The 18,891-nt window shown below is 43.2% G+C and carries 16 protein-coding genes and 1 pseudogene; 8 read left to right on the top strand and 9 right to left on the bottom strand.

Annotated features, from left to right (window positions below; all coding sequences use genetic code 11):
* Window positions 1-401: 401 nt before the first annotated feature.
* Both F8R90_RS14900 and F8R90_RS14895 read right to left on the bottom strand, forming a co-directional pair.
* Window positions 402-2,171, bottom strand: coding sequence for an ATP-binding protein (locus F8R90_RS14900; protein ID WP_196511378.1), 1,770 nt, complete (start codon window positions 2,169-2,171; stop codon window positions 402-404).
* A 172-nt stretch (window positions 2,172-2,343) separates the two neighbouring features.
* Window positions 2,344-2,580 (bottom strand): hypothetical protein, encoded by a 237-nt coding sequence (locus tag F8R90_RS14895; RefSeq protein ID WP_012408258.1) that lies wholly within the window; start codon window positions 2,578-2,580, stop codon window positions 2,344-2,346.
* Window positions 2,581-3,139: 559 nt separating this feature from the next.
* Between F8R90_RS14895 and lepA the strand changes: the two genes are divergently transcribed.
* The 4 genes from lepA (at window position 3,140) to F8R90_RS14875 (ending at window position 11,185) form a co-directional block, all read left to right on the top strand.
* Complete coding sequence (gene lepA, locus F8R90_RS14890) at window positions 3,140-4,951, top strand: translation elongation factor 4 (RefSeq protein WP_196511377.1); 1,812 nt, start codon at window positions 3,140-3,142, stop codon at window positions 4,949-4,951.
* Between the two features lie 568 nt (window positions 4,952-5,519).
* Window positions 5,520-8,186, top strand: a complete 2,667-nt coding sequence (locus tag F8R90_RS14885) for a PAS domain S-box protein (RefSeq protein ID WP_196511376.1) — start codon at window positions 5,520-5,522, stop codon at window positions 8,184-8,186.
* 344 nt (window positions 8,187-8,530) lie between these two features.
* Window positions 8,531-9,718: a glycosyltransferase family 4 protein gene (locus F8R90_RS14880; protein WP_196511375.1), complete on the top strand. Its 1,188-nt coding sequence runs from the start codon at window positions 8,531-8,533 to the stop codon at window positions 9,716-9,718.
* A gap of 246 nt (window positions 9,719-9,964) precedes the next feature.
* On the top strand, window positions 9,965-11,185 hold the full coding sequence (locus F8R90_RS14875) for a glycosyltransferase family 4 protein (RefSeq protein WP_196511374.1): 1,221 nt from the start codon (window positions 9,965-9,967) through the stop codon (window positions 11,183-11,185).
* 191 nt (window positions 11,186-11,376) lie between these two features.
* On the opposite strand, the gene F8R90_RS14870 is transcribed toward F8R90_RS14875, so the two are convergent.
* From F8R90_RS14870 to F8R90_RS14860, 3 genes are all read right to left on the bottom strand, one after another.
* Window positions 11,377-11,658, bottom strand: a complete 282-nt coding sequence (locus F8R90_RS14870) for a hypothetical protein (RefSeq protein ID WP_196511373.1) — start codon at window positions 11,656-11,658, stop codon at window positions 11,377-11,379.
* On the bottom strand, window positions 11,651-11,884 hold the full coding sequence (locus F8R90_RS14865; RefSeq protein ID WP_190891926.1) for a hypothetical protein: 234 nt from the start codon (window positions 11,882-11,884) through the stop codon (window positions 11,651-11,653). Before F8R90_RS14865 ends, F8R90_RS14870 begins: the two co-directional genes overlap by 8 nt.
* Window positions 11,885-12,231: 347 nt before the next feature.
* Window positions 12,232-13,677, bottom strand: a complete 1,446-nt coding sequence (locus F8R90_RS14860) for a deoxyribodipyrimidine photo-lyase, 8-HDF type (RefSeq protein WP_196511372.1) — start codon at window positions 13,675-13,677, stop codon at window positions 12,232-12,234.
* 267 nt (window positions 13,678-13,944) lie between these two features.
* On the opposite strand from F8R90_RS14860, the gene F8R90_RS14855 reads away from it, so the two are divergent.
* Complete coding sequence (locus F8R90_RS14855; protein ID WP_196511371.1) at window positions 13,945-14,499, top strand: 1,2-dihydroxy-3-keto-5-methylthiopentene dioxygenase; 555 nt, start codon at window positions 13,945-13,947, stop codon at window positions 14,497-14,499.
* A pseudogene (locus F8R90_RS14850) lies at window positions 14,487-14,597 on the top strand (DUF4351 domain-containing protein); the annotation flags it as partial. The gene F8R90_RS14855 and the pseudogene F8R90_RS14850, both read left to right, overlap by 13 nt.
* An 11-nt stretch (window positions 14,598-14,608) precedes the next feature.
* Here F8R90_RS14850 and F8R90_RS14845 read toward each other — a convergent pair.
* Together F8R90_RS14845 and F8R90_RS14840 are read right to left on the bottom strand one after the other, a co-directional pair.
* The gene (locus F8R90_RS14845) at window positions 14,609-15,406 is read right to left on the bottom strand and encodes a hypothetical protein (protein ID WP_196511370.1); all 798 of its coding nucleotides are present in this window, start codon (window positions 15,404-15,406) and stop codon (window positions 14,609-14,611) included.
* 4 nt (window positions 15,407-15,410) lie between these two features.
* Window positions 15,411-15,581: a hypothetical protein gene (locus tag F8R90_RS14840; protein ID WP_190971403.1), complete on the bottom strand. Its 171-nt coding sequence runs from the start codon at window positions 15,579-15,581 to the stop codon at window positions 15,411-15,413.
* Window positions 15,582-15,769: 188 nt separating this feature from the next.
* Here F8R90_RS14840 and F8R90_RS14835 point away from each other — a divergent pair, with 188 nt between their 5' ends.
* On the top strand, window positions 15,770-16,216 hold the full coding sequence (locus F8R90_RS14835; protein ID WP_190891918.1) for a TOBE domain-containing protein: 447 nt from the start codon (window positions 15,770-15,772) through the stop codon (window positions 16,214-16,216).
* A gap of 219 nt (window positions 16,217-16,435) precedes the next feature.
* Window positions 16,436-17,086, top strand: a complete 651-nt coding sequence (locus tag F8R90_RS14830; protein WP_196511369.1) for a DUF938 domain-containing protein — start codon at window positions 16,436-16,438, stop codon at window positions 17,084-17,086.
* 140 nt (window positions 17,087-17,226) lie between these two features.
* Here the strand turns inward: F8R90_RS14830 and mltA are convergent, their stop codons facing one another.
* Window positions 17,227-18,510, bottom strand: a complete 1,284-nt coding sequence (mltA, locus tag F8R90_RS14825; protein ID WP_196511392.1) for a murein transglycosylase A — start codon at window positions 18,508-18,510, stop codon at window positions 17,227-17,229.
* A gap of 3 nt (window positions 18,511-18,513) precedes the next feature.
* Window positions 18,514-18,768, bottom strand: coding sequence for a hypothetical protein (locus F8R90_RS14820; RefSeq protein ID WP_190891914.1), 255 nt, complete (start codon window positions 18,766-18,768; stop codon window positions 18,514-18,516).
* Between the last annotated feature and the right edge of the window lie 123 nt (window positions 18,769-18,891).

Genomic DNA, 18,891 nt, shown 5'->3' with positions numbered 1-18,891 from the left:
CGTTGGGCATGGGGCATTGAAGAATAATGATCCCTGTACCTTATGCGCGGTTACTCATTAACCATTATCCAAAATTTTGTTTTTCAGCTTTGTTAAATCGATCCTAAATCTAATTGCCGCCAGATTGTCAGATGTCAGTTTTTAACGACTTTTGACTAAACCATTGCTGGTTTTAGCAACTTGATATTAGATTAGCTGAACAATTTCTCTTGCAAGCCCTCCTACTCTACTTTAGCCTTTAAAGTGCTGAAGAGAATGGGGGGAGAAGGACAAGGAAGGTTTTTTCCCAATACCCCATGCCCAATATGCTTATTAAATAATAATTTCTCAAAAAATTTAAAACTCAAAACCCAGTATTGTTAATGTTCCAGATGACTAATGGCCAATGACTAATGACTAACTCAGCATTCAACACTGTTTATTGAGTCGTTATCACTAGATGAAACCATAACTGGTTGTTGATATAGTGGCACAGTGAATGTGACTGTTGAGCCAAGACCTTCGCCCAGACTATAAAAATGTACCTCGCCGCCCATTGCCTCCACTAACTTTTGGGATATTGCCAGTCCTAAACCTGTGCCGCCGTAATGGCGAGTGCGGGAGCCATCCACCTGAGAGAATAATTGAAATAGTTTATCTTGTTTGTCTAAGGAAACACCGATGCCAGTGTCGGCCACACGTACTCTCACCATGCCAGGAAATTCCTGACCTTGAAAGTTCGGCTTCGCTTTTTTGAGTACTAAATCGGCGCTGACGGTGACACCGCCCTCATGGGTAAATTTGATGGCATTACCTACCAAATTGAGCATAACTTGTAGCAACCGTTGGTAGTTGCTTTGGACAATGATTTCATCGGAGATAGCAGGCATTTGCATCCGGAAGCTGAGGTTTCTCGTTTCTGCTTGGGGACGCATGAAATTTTCTACAGCACTGAATAGCTCATCTAGCTTGACTGGAGCATAAGCTAATTCCATTTTGCCAGCTTCGATTTTAGCAATGTCCAAAATATCGTTAATGATATTCAGCAGATGTATCGATAAGTGGTGAGCTTCTGCCAAAAATTGGTTTTGTTCTTCTGGGTCATCTGCCATCCCTTCTAAAATCAGCTTCAAGAAGCCAATCATGCCGTTGAGGGGAGTACGAATTTCATGGGATACATTAGCTAGAAACTCGCTTTTGAGGCGGGAAGCTTCTTCGGCTTTTTGACGCGCTGATTCTAATTCTTTATATAAAGTAGCATGTGCGATCGCAGTTCCCAATTGATCTGCTGCTTCTTTTGCCAGTTCTAATTCCGATTCTGTTAATGTGTAACATTCATCCTGCCAACTCAAGGCAACCAATCCATTGGCTTGGTCTTGATAGCAAGTCGCAATTACCAAAGTTTTCTGCCGCCCAGCCTCTGTGTATCCAGACACTTCCATGACAACTGGTTCTAGGGTTGCCAAAACTTGAGCAAAGGCAGGTTCAGAAGCTATATCTATTTCTGAGCCTAGCATTGATTTAAGTTCTGGCTGGCGATACTCAGCCTTCACCCCCACTTTTGAGCTAGAGGGCTGATAAGGACAAATAATACAGCGCTCTAGCCGCAGTGCTTTCCCCAAGCTGTCAACTGTTTGCTGCCAAATAATATCTAAATCCAATGTCCGGCGAATATTTCTGGTAATCCGATTTACCAGTTTTTGGTGTTGCTGTGAACGTATTGCCAACTCTATTTGTGTGGGCGTTTTTGATGCCACACGCACTTGTTTTTTGTTGAGTGTCGCTTGCACTAAGCGTCCCATCACTAAAACTGTAGTGGCAGTCGTTCCCAAGCTTGGCATAATCGGACTAATCACTAAGTCCAACTCAAATAATTCCTGGTGGTAGCTAAACCAACACTGAAACCTTTCTGGCACTAAACTGGTCAAAATTCGGTGCAATCGTTCCAAATAAGTAACCTTATCCACCGGGACAAAGGTTTGGGTCTGGTTCAGCTCGTCAACTATTTTTTCCGTATTTAACCCCAGGAGTTCGCTGTGCTGCCAATAAAAGGTCAGATAGCGCCCTGCCCCATCTTGCGTATAGACCAACTCGGCTCCTAGAGTTGGTAATGAGCTATCAGTCTTACTGGTAATAGATTCCAGATTTTGGGAAAATACATTTGGCAATTGGGAATTGGCAGTAATAGTCATTAATTGAGTTGGATAAACAAAGGGTATCCGACCGTAATTTTACTAAAGCTGCTCAAATTTTTGCATAAATTTTTACAGCTTTTTTGTTTTTTATTGAGTATTTCTTGGTGTTCTGAAATCCAGATTGGCAAACTTAACTTTTTTAACTTGCATTAACAGCTAATTGATAGCGTCAATCGTTCCATTCACCACGAGGAGGAACGGGGGTACGCACAGGGGTGCGCGTTAGTTCGTCATCTCTAAGGATTTCACCCCGCAACCACTGGCGAATCGCCACCTCAATCACTTTACTTGGATCATTGGTGAGATGCTGAATTTGCTCTAGTAGTTCGGAGTCCAGGCGGACAGCAATTTCTACCTTATCGGCTCGTGTGTTTTCCGCTTCGGTAGTTTTCTCTTGCATATTCATAGGTTTGATATACTCTGAATTGGTTTTGTCTAAAGCTTTGTAAAGCAGTTATATTCATAGTTTGGGCTAATTCGCTGAAAAATCTTCAAGGGTACAGTTAAATAGTTCCCCAAAATAGCACCAAAGTAACAGGCTTTAAGTTTTAAATCGCATTTTTCATATAACTGACTAGACAATGGCTTTAGAAGTTTTGCCGATAAATCAGTGATTCTGGGTAATTACGGGTGGTAATTGCCCATGATCCCTACATGATCCCTACATGTACTTATTTACATTTATTGTACGCTCCTAGCTGATGAATACTAGCAGCAACAAATAGACTTTCATAATATTCTTAAAAGTCCACCTATTTAGATCGAAAGTTGAAGATGGGGTGAAGAGGGGATTGGGGATTAAGGATGGGGTATTGGGTACTGGCTATTAGGGATTGGGTTAGGAAAACTCTTCCCCAGTTCCTAATCCCCATTAAAAGCAAGCAGCGTCTTGGCTAAGAAAGCATTAAAATACATTAAGTAAATTGCTCTTTTAACTTTGGTTGCTGCTAAGGCAAAGATAGTATATGACTGACGTTCCCGCAGTTCGCATTCGCAATTTTTGTATTATTGCTCACATCGACCACGGGAAATCAACCCTCGCCGATCGCTTGCTACAAGCTACTGGCACTGTTGAAGACCGACAGATGAAGGAACAGTTCCTCGACAATATGGATTTGGAACGGGAGCGCGGCATTACAATTAAGCTGCAAGCTGCCCGGATGAACTACACAGCTAAGGATGGTCAGCAGTATGTCCTGAACCTAATTGATACTCCAGGACATGTGGATTTCTCTTATGAAGTCTCCCGTTCTCTTGTTGCTTGTGAAGGAGCGCTATTGGTAGTAGATGCGTCCCAAGGTGTGGAGGCGCAAACTTTGGCAAATGTATATTTAGCGTTAGAGAGTAATCTGGAAATTATCCCGGTTTTGAATAAAATCGATTTGCCTGGGGCAGAACCAGAACGGGTAATTGGCGAGATTGAAGAAATTATCGGTCTAGATTGCAGTGGTGCAATTCTTGCCTCTGCTAAAGAAGGAATTGGTATTAATGAGATTTTAGAAGCAGTTGTTGAGCGGATACCACCACCGCCCAATACGATAAATGAACGCTTACGAGCGTTAATATTTGATAGCTATTACGACAGTTACCGGGGAGTAATTGTGTATTTCCGGGTGATGGATGGCACACTGAAAAAAGGCGATCGCATCCATTTAATGGCATCTGGTAAAGAATTTGAAATTGATGAGTTAGGTGTCCTTTCTCCCACTCAAAAGCAAGTTGAAGAACTACACGCTGGCGAAGTAGGCTATTTGGGAGCGGCAATTAAAGCTGTAGCGGATGCACGGGTAGGCGACACAATTACCCTTAGTAAGGCCAAAGCAGAGTCACCCTTGCCAGGTTACGCAGAAGCGAACCCGATGGTTTTTTGCGGGATGTTCCCCATTGATGCAGACCAATTTGAAGATTTGCGGGAAGCCTTAGAAAAGCTCGAACTCAACGACGCAGCGCTACATTACGAACCAGAAACTTCTAGCGCTATGGGGTTTGGCTTTCGTTGCGGATTCTTGGGCTTACTGCACATGGAAATTGTCCAGGAACGCCTAGAGCGGGAGTATAACCTAGATTTAATCATTACAGCCCCCTCGGTGGTTTACAAGGTGATTACCCTCAAAGGTGAGGAACTGTACATCGATAATCCTAGCCGCTTGCCTTCTCCCAACGATCGCGAAAGAATTGAAGAACCCTACGTCCAAGTAGAGATGATTACCCCGGAAACTTATGTTGGCAGCTTAATGGAGTTGTCACAAAATCGCCGTGGCATCTTCAAGGATATGAAATATCTCGCCCAAGGACGAACCACACTTACTTACGAGCTACCCTTGGCGGAAGTTGTGACTGACTTTTTTGATCAAATGAAGTCGCGATCGCGTGGTTACGCTAGTATGGAATATCACATTATCGGCTACCGTGAAAATCCTCTGGTGAAGCTGGATATTATGATTAACGGCGATCCCGTAGATTCCTTGGCGATGATTGTTCACCGCGATAAAGCTTACAACGTCGGGCGGGCGATGGCAGAAAAACTCAAGGAACTAATTCCCCGCCATCAATTCAAAGTACCAATTCAGGCATCTATTGGCAGTAAAGTTATTGCCAGCGAACACATCCCCGCCTTGCGGAAAGACGTGCTAGCCAAGTGCTACGGTGGTGACATCAGCCGGAAGAAGAAACTATTACAGAAGCAAGCAAAAGGTAAAAAGCGGATGAAATCTGTAGGTACTGTGGATGTACCACAAGAAGCCTTTATGGCAGTACTGCGCTTGGATCAAAGCTAATAAAATTCAGGAGTCAGGAGCGGAGCAAGGAAAGCTCCGCCTCCGGTCAAAAGAGGCAGGGGAGCAGGGAGCAGGGAGCAGGGAGCAGGGGGGAGGTAGTAACGGATCTTGTACTCCGACCAATTAAGAACGTCTTAGAAAGACGGGGCTTGATACCCATGTTCCGCTCCACTTCACGGCAACTCTTGGAGACGCTGTGCGAACGGGGCTTTCTATTGCTTCCCCAGCTAAGAGCAAAGTGCCCCTCCGCCTCTTCGGTCAGAATTCATAATGAATTGGAGGTCGAGTGGCAGATAGCGCAGTGGCAGCAAGTCCGCGAGCATCTGAATCTGATCTTTTTAGTCCCGCACCCCAGTTTTTTTGTTATCAATTCTTCTTCAACATCCATTAATTTTAATTACAAAGGCTGTCAACAGCAGCCTTAAGTGTAGGAGTTTTAGCCTGTTACTGGCAGGTTTAGCTTTCACAAAGCAGACTGACTCACTGTTGGCTCAACTATCCTTGAGTGTGCCTCTAGTGCGGGATTTCTAACAGCAAAATATAATTTATTGTAGAAATTCAAAACATCATGAGTCGCAAGCAGGCGCAAGAAAAACTCTCTGAGGCGGAGCAAAAGTATCGCACTCTAGTAGAACAAATTCCGGGCGTTGTTTATATCTCACCGATTAATAACACAGCAAAAGAAGCTTATATTAGTCCGCAACTGCAACAATTATTAGGCATTGCCCCGGAAGATTGGAATCATGGTTTCTTGAATAGTTGGTTAGATTACACTCATCCAGACGATCGCGATCGCTATTGGCAAGCTGTAGACACTGCGATCGCTACCGGAGAGCCTTTGAACATTGAGTATCGGATGATTCGGCATGATCGCAGAACAATTTGGGTACGAAACCAAGCCAATCTTGTTCTCTGTGCCGATGGACAAACTCAGGTACTTCAGGGTTTAGTGTTTGATATTACCGAACACAAACAGGTAGAAGCAGCACTGCAAGAAAGCGAAGCGCGTTATCGTGCCATCCTCGAAGACCAAACAGAACTGATTGCTAGAGGCTTACCAGATGGTACCGTTACATTTGTTAATGAAGCTTTCTGTCGATTTTTTGAACTGAAGCGGGAAGAGATTATCGCTTACCACTACGAACCTATTGTGTTTGAGGAAGACCGGGAACGTGTGTTTAGTCTGGTAAATTCCATCAGCTTAGAAAATCCCGTTATCACCATTGAAAATCGGGTCATAGCTTGCCAAGGGGTGCGGTGGACACAGTGGGTTATTCGAGGGATATTTGATCACCAGGGTACGATTGTAGAACTTCAATCGGTTGGACGAGATATTACTGACCGTAAACTGGTAGAACAAGCTTTAAGTGAAAATGAGCAAAAATTCCGTGCTATTTTCAATCAAACCATTCACTTTATCGGATTGCTTCAGCCGGATGGAATAGTGTTAGAAGCTAACCAAACAGCACTGGAATTTGCTGGAATTACTCGAAAAGAAGTAGTTGGTAAACCATTTTGGGAAGGAAAATGGTGGACAATTTCTCCAAAGACCCAAGCACAATTAAAAACTGCGATCGCATCTGCTGCCAATGGTGAATCGATTCGCTATGAAGTTGACGTTTTAGGTCGAGATCATCGAGTTATGACGATTGATTTCTCACTACGTCCTATACTCGATGAAACAGGGCGTGTGTCACTACTAATTTCCGAGGGGCGAGATATTAGTGAATATCAAGCCGCGCTGCACGAACGCCACAAAGCTGAAGAAGCATTGCGCTCAAGTCAAGATTTTCTGCAAAAAATTGCTAATACCGTACCGCATATTTTGTATTTGTTTGACCTTTTACAAGGAACAAGCATTTATCTTAACGAGCAGAGTGTTGCAGTTTTAGGCTATTCTGCGGAGGAAATTTGTCAAGCAGATCCGCAATGGTTTATAAATTGCTTTCATCCAGATGACCAACACCTCTGCTATGACCTACCAAGTCGCTTCGTTAACCTTAGCGACAATGAAGTAATTTCCACCGAATACCGATTCCGACACAAAAATGGGGAGTGGCGTTGGCTCAATACACGAGAAGTCATCTTTGCCAGAGATGGTAGCGGTACTCCAACGCAGATTCTTGGCTCGGTAGAAGACATTAGCACTCGCAAACAAGTCGAAGGCTTACTGCGACAACAGGCGGAGGGAGAGCGGCTAATTACTGAAGTAACTCAACAGATTCGGCAATCACTGAATTTGGAGGAGGTTCTTCATACAACAGTCAACAGTATTCGACAGTGTTTGGGTTCAGATTCCGTAGCTATCTACCAGTTAGAATCTGACGGAAGTGGCAATTTTGCAGCGGAATCAGTGGATAATGACTATCCCCAGAGATTAGAGCACATAATGCACCCATTTTCGATCAAACAAGATTTTAGCGGCTATTACCAGGGATTACCTACAGTCTTACATGATATTCAGGAGTCTAATTTTTCAGCCGATCTTTTAGAGTTATTAGAGCTTTATCAGATTAAGGCCGCGATGGTAGTGCCGATCTTGAATGGGGAGCATCTGTGGGGTTTACTGATTGCTCACCAGTGCGCCGCACCTCGTTACTGGCAAGCGTTTGAAGTTAATTTATTGCAGCAGTTGGCAAGGCAAGTAGCGATCGCTATTCATCAATCAATACTCTACCAGCAGGTACAAGCTGCCAATGAAGAACTACAAAGATTAGCTACCCTAGATGGCTTGACTCAAATAGCCAATCGCCGCCGATTTGATGAGTATCTTGAGGATGAGTGGCATCGCCTCAAACGCGAGCAAGCGCCGTTGTCTTTAATTTTGTTCGATGTCGATTTTTTTAAACGCTACAACGATACCTATGGGCATTTAGCAGGGGATGATTGTTTGCGGCAATTGGGGAGTGCCCTCAAAAGTATTATTAAGCGTCCAGCCGATTTAGTAGCGCGTTACGGCGGGGAAGAATTTGCTGTCATTCTGCCTAATACAGAGATTCAAGGAGCAATCTATGTAGCTCAAACTATTCGACAAGCAGTTCGCAACTTGGCCATTCCTCATGTTCAATCTAGTGTGTGCGATCGCGTTACTGTCAGTCTAGGCGTTGTCAGCATTGTGCCAAATTCCGAAATTTCGCCGCAAGACTTGATTAATGCTGCGGACAAAGCACTTTATCTAGCCAAACAGCAAGGGCGCGATCAAGTTCATTCTGTTTGCGTCGTTATCCCTTCTTAAAGCCTAAGTTGCAAAACGAGTGCTCAATTGTTCTAATTACGAATTAGTAAGCTAATCGTCATTTAAATTGCACCATTTTCATGGTAATAAAAGCTGCAAACCCTCTCCCTTGCTCCCTGCCCCCTGCCCCCCTGCGATCTCAATGTGCAAATTAAATGCTTAACAGCTTATTATCCTTGCTTCCTATCCCTAGCCCACAGTTGATAACCTTTGATAAGCTTTAACAAAATCACTGTTAAAAAATCTCAAAATTTTAGTAAACATACTCACTGCATTTGCCACCCTTGTATTTTTAGGTAAATGTAGTTTTTTAGATATTTGTAAAGTGTTGGGGAGTCTAGCAGATGAAGATACTGGTACTGAGTTGGGAGTTTCCGCCGAGGATTATTGGGGGAATTGCGCGGCATGTAGCGGAGTTGTACCCAGAACTAGTAAAGCTAGGGCATGAAGTCCACCTGATTACAGCAGAGTTTGGTCAGGCATCAATGTATGAGGTGGTTGAGGGAGTAAAGGTGCATCGGGTGCCAGTGGCACATAGTAATGACTTTTTCCACTGGGTAGTCAATCTCAACCTGAGTATGGGAGATCACGGTGGGAAGTTGATTTTAGAAGAAGGGCCCTTTGATTTAATTCATGCCCATGATTGGTTAGTTGGAGATGCTGCGATCGCTCTCAAGCATAATTTTAAAATACCACTAATTGCCACAATTCACGCTACAGAATACGGACGCTATAACGGTATTCACACAGACATCCAAGGCTATATTAATGGCAAAGAAAACTTGCTAGCTTTCAACGCTTGGCGGATTATCGTCTGTAGCGACTATATGCGCCAAGAACTAGGACGAGCACTACAAAGTCCTTGGGACAAAATCGATGTCATTTATAATGGTATCCGAGCCGAAAAGAAACAACATCACGTAGATTTCCATGCTCTGGATTTTCGCCGCCAATTCGCCGCAGACGAGGAGAAAATCGTTTACTACCTCGGTCGCATGACTTACGAAAAGGGTGTACCTGTATTACTTAATGCTGCACCCAAAATACTTTCCCAAATGGGAGGTAACGTGAAATTTGTGATCGTTGGTGGCGGCAATACTGACCATCTCAAGCGGCAAGCCTGGGATTTGGGAATTTGGCATCATTGCTATTTTACAGGTTTTCTCTCCGATGAATACTTAGATAAATTCCAAACTGTCGCTGACTGTGCCGTTTTTCCTAGTCTTTACGAACCATTTGGGATTGTGGCTTTAGAAAGCTTTGCCTCTCGTGTACCTGTAGTAGTTTCTGATACTGGTGGCTTCCCAGAAGTAGTTCAACATACCAAAACAGGCATTGTTACTTGGGTGAACAATCCCGATTCTTTAGCTTGGGGAATTTTGGAGGTTTTGAAAAATCCAGGATATCGGCAATGGCTGGTGGATAATGCTTATAAAGATTTAGAGCGACGCTTTAGCTGGCCGAAACTAGCCAAGCAAACTGAAGAAGTATATCAGCAAGTTGTACAAGAGCGCTCGCAAACTGTCTGGTAAGGGACTTCTAACGAAAATCGGCGGGAATCCCATCCCTTCAAAGGGTGTTCGGGACAGCCACCCGCCGATTTAGTCATTAGTACCAATGACTAATCGGTTTCCCCACGGCAATTCAAGAAAACGAGGGAAGGCGAGAGCGTGTCGGAAAGACTTGCTATCTTTTCGTAGCCGTGGGATGAGTTAAATGATGACATACAGCCTCCAATGAGGTCATGGTGTATATATCACATTTGATTCATCACTTGTATGAACATTTTAATGCTATCTTCCACCTTTCCCTACCCACCAACGCGCGGGGGAACCCAAGTCAGGACATTTAATTTACTTAAATACCTGAGTCAACGCCATACTGTTACTCTCGCTACTCAACGCGAGGGTGATCTTACAGATGCAGAAATAGCAGGATTACGCGATTGTGTGGATCATCTAGCCATTTTTGAACGCCCGCCAGATTATGGAACCACCGGAATATTCCAGAAAATACAGCGATTTGGTAGATTTTTGCAACAAGGGACACCACCAAGTGTACTCAACCGCTACTCACTTGAGATGCAAACTTGGGTGAATAACTGGGTGGAAGCGGGAAAATGTGATGTGATTACCTGCGAACATAGCGTCAATGAAATTTATGTACAATCGCATTTTCAGAAACAGCTAAAAACCATAGTTAATGTTCATAGTTCTGTTTACGCTACCTGTCGGAATCAACTAGCAACAGGTATTTCAGAAAATTCCCTCAGAGACAAAATTAATCTGCCACTTTTGCACCGTTATGAACAAAGCTACTGTGCTAAATTTTCGGCAATTGTGGCAACAACAGAAGAAGATAAAATTCAACTACAGGAATTCAACCCTAATAGTGAAATTACAGTTATTCCCAATGGCGTAGATTTAGTTTCTTTCCCCAACCGTACAACCGATCCAGGAGGACATCGCTTAATTTTTATCGGTGCAATGGATAATTTGGCAAACATTGATGCTGTCTGCTTTTTTAGCAACCAAGTTTTGCCGGAAATTCAAAAAATTTATCCTGACACAACTTTTGATATTGTCGGTTCTCATCCGGTGCCAGAGGTTTTAGCACTTGATAACAAACCAGGAATTAATGTGATTGGGCGTGTACCTTCGATGGTAGAATATTTACATCAAGCAACCATCTGTGTTGTACCCATGCGGACTGGGTTTGGCATTAAAAATAAAACTTTAGAGGCAATGGCAGCTGGTATACCTGTAGTGGCAAGCGATCGCGGCTTAGAAGGATTAGCCGTAGATGGTGCTAGTCAATCATTACGGGCATTACGAGCGAATAAACCGACAGAGTACATTACCGCTATTAGTCAACTATTTGATCGTCCACATCTGCGTTCAGAATTGTCTCACAACGGTAGACAACTGGTAAAAACTGAATTCACTTGGGATATCGCTGGTAAAAGCTATGAACAAGTTTGTCTTGGGACTAATTCGTAATTAGCACACACAGAAAAATGCTTGATCTAATAAAGAACCCAGCCTCAGATACCGATAAATTTTAATTGTTCTTTCTTATCGGTGTGGGACAAATCTCTGTAGAGACCTTGTAATGCAACGTCTCTACATCGGTCGTGCAAAATATCTTATCTAAATCGTATTGGTTCAGGGTTAGCTTATGAAGAAACACCTTAGTTATTCTCAAACCTAGTCGAAGCACCTAACACAAGTAATTTCTTATGCTTACGTTTATTCTTATTTTTGAGGGTAGTCAAATAATTATCAACGTAGCGGAAAGCAGCTGCACCATCGTAATCAGCAATGGCTATAGCTTGTAAGAAAACCTTTGAAGGAATTTCAAACCCTAAAAACTTTTCTGTTAAAATTAATAAATCTTTATCGGTGGCGGGAAAAGTAGTTTCTTCTGCCTCTTCTGGATCATAGAAGATATCTTCAATTAATGTTTTATACACTTTGTACCTCCCCAAATGCATAAGATGCAAAGCCAGTGATAAAGTTTAGCTGCTGATCGCGAGTTTGTAAGTTAACTGGGAGTTCAGTACCAGGACATCCTATCTCCCGTAATATCTCTAAACAATAAGTACTGAGTTGAGTGTATGGAGCTTGCTCCAATTCTTGAGCTACTTCTAGAGCCATCTCCAGATTGACTTGGATAACCGTCGTTACAGGGTTGGTCATAAACACGCCCTAATAAACTGGATGCTCTAAGTTTTGATCACAAGCACAAATAGCGTAACGGTGTTTTTGCGGAATTTATGAAGAGGGGGAAATAAAGTATCAGCGCATTTGCGGTAATGTATCCGAAATTATGCAAACTAGGCTGAAAGCTTGGTCATTTCCATCTAGGTGCGATCGCTTGCACCAAAAGATGTTGGCGTATCCCTTTGGGAATATTGCTACACGCATGCTTGCCAAAATAAAGTATAAATACTTAAAATTTTGGTCGTGCAGACAATGACAAAATCAAGACTTCAGTCCTGACTACGAACATTTTTTAAGGAAGAAACATTAAAAAACCCACAATTTTACTCACCACTACTAAGGGTTTTTTGTTGTTGATAACGCTGTTTAAACTGCTGTTGTTGGATTTTATGATCGACAATTGGGTCAGGATAGCCAACAGCATGACGTTCTAAAGGTGGAATTTTACCAGTAACTAAATATTCTGTATCTACAGACCGCAATTCTGATACCCATTGCCGAATATATTCCCCTTCTGGATCAAATTTTTGTGTTTGACTAGCTGGGTTGAAAATTCGCACGGGTTTAGGGTCCATGCCGCTAGAAGCACTCCATTGCCAACCACCATTATTGGCAGATAAATCTCCGTCAATCAGGTGCTGCATAAAGTATTTTTCTCCCAATTGGGGATTAATTAGCAAGTCTTTAGTGAGGAAACTGGCGACAATCATTCGACAACGGTTATGCATCCAGCCACTTTCATTCATCTGGCGCATTGCTGCATCAACAATGGGGTAACCTGTTCTCCCCTCACACCAAGCTTGGAAGTGTTCTTCGTTAGTTTCCCAAGGAAAGTTTTTAAAGGTGTCGCGGAAAGCACCATCAGCTAATTCGGGAAAGTTATACATTGCATGTTGATAAAACTCCCGCCAAGCTAATTCTTGTTGCCATGTGCGGATATTAACTGCTGTTTCCTCACTGCGGCTGTTTTCCAGTGCTTCTATGGTGGCTTGCCAAACGGTGCGAATGCCAATTACCCCAAATTTCAAAGCTGCACTCAGTTGCGATGTTCCGTCCACTGCGGGGAAATTCCGCTGTTCTTGGTATTCAGTAATAGCTTTATTAGTAAATTCCTCTAGCCGTTCTTGCGCCGCCGCCTCTCCCGGTGAAATAATCAATTGTTGATCCCAAATAAATCCTAAATCTTTAGCTGAAGGTAGTGTCAAGGCTCCTGCAAGTTTAGCAATTTCTTGTTCAGCATCTGTTAACCCCTCAACATTTTGCAGAGTTTCTACTGGGTTCGCTTTCGGTTTGGTAATCCAATTTTTCCAGAAGGGGGTGTAAACCGTATAAGGTTGATTACCTCCCGTGCGGATCTCATCTGGGGAGGTAAGGATTTGATCCCAGTTTTGGTTAAGAAACTGAATGCCTTTTTCTTTGAGTGCATTTATAACGGCGCGATCGCGTTCTTGCGAATAAGGTTCTACATCCCAATTCCAAAAAACAGCTTTGGCTGTTAAAGCTTCTGCTAAAGCTGGTATCGCTTGTACAGGATCAGCGTGGAGTATTAATAACTGGCTACCAACTTGAGCATATCTCTCTTGGAGTTTCTGCAAACAGCCAATCATATAAGTTACTCTTACAGGAGCAACATCATCCCGTTCCAGAATATGCGGATCAAGGCAAAACACGCCCACCACTTTCGGACTCTGCCGTTTTGCCGCAGCCAGTCCCGTATTGTCAGAAATGCGTAAATCGCGCCGATGCCAAAACAGAATTAAGTCAGACATTCCATGCTAGATATAGTTCACCCGTACTAGCTTAGATGCTATTGGTACCAATGAACATCATTCTGGCGATAAATTTCTTCTTTAAGCTCATCCCACCCCTAAAAGGCAGGGCTGTTTCACGTTGACTGATGACGGTTGACGGTTAACAGTCATCAGTCATCAGTCATCAGTCATCAGTCATCAAACCCCGGCTTATCAATCGGAAATAGTGACTTTTAAGCTCAAAGTTGAGTATACTCTTCTTAACAGTTAATTAGTCTTTTTGTCATGGCTAACCTACTACTTGACGACGGTACGATTGAGAGCAATTTAGGCGAAATAGCTCGTGAGCTTGCCCCTCTTGGCATTGAACTCAGACACTACGACCCAGGAACATCGCTTCTCTTTCCCAATCTGCTAGACCAGGACTTTTTAACTGAGTCCGAGAAACGTTATTGTGTAGAACTCCATAACAGCGTCTTTGAATTTATTCAGCAAGAAAATGGCGCTCTCTGGTGTGACTTGCTAAATGTGCATCCGGGTACCTTTAATCTTCACCATCTGATAGCAACCTATGGGCGTTACCATACTCATCCTGCCGCTGAACCCCTCTATGTGTTGGCAGGAGAAATGATCTATGGCTTCGTGCGACCTGATGGCAGCCAGGTACAGCTTTTAGTTCAGGCACAAGACTATCTCTATATCCCCGCCGGCGTTGAACATTGGTGCAGCCCGACTGCATCGTTGAATTTCAAAGGGGTACGCTATTTTGCGATCGCAGAAGGTTGGGTTCCCAATTATACAGGTACCCAAGTGAGTGATTCGCTCAACAAGCCGCGTTAAGGCTATTATCCCTAACTCAATTAGAGGATTTAAGCGAGGCGCTATTAGATTTCTCCACAGTGGCAGACTTGACAAGATGGTTAAATAATGTTGTGTAAGGCTGAAAAATTCACTCAACTTCTTCACAGCGAATTAACAGTGTTTCCATCTCCTCTGCTAGAGAAATCAACTCTGTCCAAGAGGAACCACTAACTAAATTTTGGGCATGAGCTAATCGGTTTCGCAACTGTTCAGCAGACTTGAGGAAGCGTTCGCCAAACCGCTTGGACTTTAGTTCCAGTTGCTGGAGAAGTTCTGGTTGATTTAAAATCAACTCTCGCTTATCACAGAATTGCAGATAATCTAATAAATCGGTAGCTTCGTTTCTTTCTTGGCTCTCTCGCCATAGCCTTTGAGCAACTTCTAAGCGTTCAGGTTTGAGGACTTTTTGCCAAGAATCTTGAGGATAGTAAATCCGCACCAGCCGCAGCAGATTCATTTCTAGCAGCGTTACCAAGCCAAACAGTAGCATTCGCGCGGGTGCTTTCTGCAAGTCGCCACAGGTAACAATGCCACTTACCTGATTACAGTCTAAAACAAACAATCGCGGGGTTTGTTGTAGGATGGGTAGCAACTTCATAAGTGGGGTGGAAATGGCAATTAGCTCTTTTGGATGAAACACCCGTTGATAGTCGCCACACTTTCCTTCTTTGCCTTGAATCAAACTAGAACGTTCTACATAACCGCTAATAATATCTCCCGTCTCAACGCCGATAACATCAAAATTTTGTGCCTGCATCCAATGCAGCACTTCTGTCACTTCCGCATCGGCGGGCATAGCTTTAAGGGGTTCTGCCACGTATTCAATAGTGATATTGTTCTCAAATAAACTCCGCAGGTCTTGAGAACGAGATTTTAGGTGTTTCATCCCCCTACTGTGAACTCACGTTAAATAATCCTACGGCACTCACGCGATCGCCATCTAGAATTTTCGCCCAGATTACCTCTGCGTAGGCGTAGCCCAACCTAGGCATCGCTATCTCAACAAATACCATAAACGGTATACCATCCTTATTGGTATAAAGATAGTGGCAGTTAGACATTTTCAAGTAGCAGAATATTTTGCACCACAAAAAATAAATATTTATGTAGTTATCTGTATGAGATTAGTTGATTAATTTTCGCTAAAAATGCCGAAAATCCTGACAAAAAAAATGTTATTACTAAAACGACATATCGAATTGATACTTGGTAGAATTTTACCAAGATAACCAAAATTGATAATATTATTATGCCAAGAAAAGAACAAGGATGGGTTACATTTCAAACATCAGAGGACGAGCGGAAGATTCTGGAGGAGTTCTGTGAACAGTCTCAACGCACCAAGACTGAGATTCTGCGGGAACTCGTGCGTAGTCTCAATCAGCACTCTTCGACACCAATATCACCACCAACTCACCAGGAAGAACAGGAAGATATCTACTACACTCAAAAGCCTGACATAGAAAGTAGTATTCCCAAAAAATCACTAAAAGTTAGCTCTCGGAATATTCTTAAAGGTGTCGTTAAACGAGTTATTTATGGAGCAGTTAATAGTGAGGTGACTCTGGAAATTATTCATAAAGTAGAATTAACTTCGATTATCACTAGAGCTTCCGCAGAAGAATTGGAACTATCTGAGGGAAAAGAAGCTTATGCAGTCATTAAATCTAACGATATTGTCATTGCCAGAGAATAGAAATACTTGATTTTAGGCGTTGGATATTAAGAAGATGAATTATCACTAACATTTTTGATTTTGGATAACTGCAATCTGACTAATATTTGATTTTTGAAAAAACTCAGTACATGTCTATTCCCTTTTTTCCTGTTCCCTGTTTCCTCCCTACGCAAATAAGTTCAGGGATAAAATCGGATTTCTAAAGATAAATTGAGTATATGTTTAAAAACAATACGGATGACACCACAAGACGCACGACAATATGCACCAGCAACTGAGCGCAACCGTGAACCAATTCTAGAAATACTTTTGCAGGTATTGCCTCAGAGTGGCACTATTTTAGAAATAGCAAGTGGTACTGGTGAACACGCAGTATTTTTTGCGTCTAGGCTAAGTTCTCATTTGTGGTTACCAACAGATGCAAATTTAGAATTACGAGCCAGCATTATTGCATGGACTGAACACATTGGATGTAATAACGTTTGTCCACCGCTTGAGCTAGATGCCAGAGAACCAGTTTGGGCAGTAGAGAAAGGAGCAGTGGCTCAGTGGCTTAATATTTCGCCAATTGTCGCCATCGTCAATATTAATATGATTCACATTTCACCGTGGTCAGCCTGTCTAGGACTAATGGCAGGGGCAGGTCGGGTCTTAGCAGCAGGAGGTATTCTCTATTTATATGGGCCTTTTAAACAAGGTTACGAACATACAGCAGCAAGTAATGCCGCTTTTGACGAATATTTACGCGCCCAAAACCAAGAATGGGGCGTGCGTAACTTGGATGATGTAGTGGCAGCAGCTAAGGCAGAACATTTGATTTTGAAACAGATTTACCAAATGCCAGCAAATAATCTCTCAGTAGTGTTTGAACGTTCTGCTATTGAATAATTCTGCTTAAGGCTTCTGTAGAAAGGTTGGTTGAGGTCTGTAGTAGAAAGTGGAGAATGGGGGAGCATAGGAGGCAGAGGGGAAGTTGTAGTAAGTGTTTCTCCTCTGACTATTTGCTCCTTGTGCCCAATACCCAATACCTATTCCTTGAGCAGCAAATAATATAGTGAACCATTACCGCCTGTGATACCAGCGCGATCGCCTGCTAGTTTACCAGACCCCATAAAATAATCCACCCGTCCCGGGCCCTTGATGGCGCTTCCTGTATCCTGGTCAAGTACAAAGCGGCTGACAGTACGCCTCTCTAGTTTGCCACCACTAATAGGATAGGGAAACGAGTTGTAAATCAGGGCTAGCGCTCCTGGAGGCATGAGAGACTTATCTGTAGCAATGGAACGTTCTGCTGTCACTGGCACATGAATACTACCAGTAGCTGGTCTACCACTTGTTTCTTGGAAGAAAACAAATCGTTCCCAGCGTGGCAGATAATTGCTCAACTCTTGGGGCTTTCCTTTGAAATAACTAATTAGACGTGGCATTGTCAACCCTTCCAGTGGAAGTTTGCCATCTTTGGCTAGTTCTTTGCCGATGCTAGTCCAAGGGTAATCAGTTCCACCTGCATAGCCAATGGATGTTGTTTTACCATTAGTTAATTTAATTTGGGCAGAACCTTGGATATGTACCATGTATGCGTCTAAGCGATCGCGAAACCAAAGCATTTCTAAACCACGCAACTGGCTCTTCTTCCCTAGTAAACCATCCTTTCCTTCCAAATCAATTCGTTTTGGGTGGGGTTTTGGCCATTGGCTGAAATCAGATGGTAGCCGATAAAGGGGATACTTATATGTGGCAGTCCTGACACGGCTAGCAGTATAAATAGGTTCGTAGTAAGCAGTGAACTTAACAGTACCCTTGCCATCGTTGCCTACAGACTGGTAAAAGACAAACTCTCGGCGAACAGCGGCTTGTAATTGCGCTGCTGACTTAGAACTGACAACTAGTTGGCGAAAACGTATCAAACTTCGGCGGACGCGCTCAAGGGTAATTCCCTCAACTGGATAATTTTGATATGCTGCGATCGCCTCTTTCTTTGTTAGATAAAGCAGACTGTTATCAATGGAAGCCAACAGCGCTTTGCGATCACCTCCGGTGGGCGAAGCGCCAACGCCGGTTTTACCTCTTTGACCCCAAATTTGCTCATCCCAACCCAAGCAAGTCTGCTGGAGCGCACAATCGCTTCCGATAGCAATTGGTTTTAGCGGCGGCGTTACCTCAGGAGTAGTTGGTATTGGTAGAGCCGGGAGATCAGGAGTAGTCGGTACTGGCAACGGCAGAAAGTTAGGAACTTGAGCAACAACCGACCAGAGAGGGTTTACAAGGGCAATTCCCAGACTAAAGGAAAACAAAGCAAGGGTTTTTCTCATCATTTAGTTGAATCTTTCAACACTGGAACTAAAAACTGGTTCTACCCGGATTGCCACGATCCGAGAAGGGCGTATTACCATATATTCCCCTTGAATATTTTTGATCGGCACGCTAATAAAGTCATTAGAAGCAGACTTTGGCACAAGTTCGCCGCTATACCACTTCTGAAACTCTTGAATAGTAGGAAAACGTACTTCTTCCCGGTGGCCGCTTTCCAGTAGGAGGTATACGGCATATTCATTTGGAGTTCTAGCCATAAGGTTGAATCATTTGAAAAACATTCAACCCATTGTTAACCACGTAACCCCCGAATGAAAAGGGTAAGCATACGGGAGCAGGAGAAGTAGGGAGCAGGGGGGCAAAGGGACAAGGGGGAAAGG

Source organism: Nostoc sp. NZL (assembly GCF_015714705.1).
Lineage (GTDB): Bacteria > Cyanobacteriota > Cyanobacteriia > Cyanobacteriales > Nostocaceae > Nostoc > Nostoc foliaceum_A.
The sequence above is the reverse complement of the archived record's forward strand: the minus strand, read 5'-3'. Positions and strand labels throughout refer to the sequence as shown.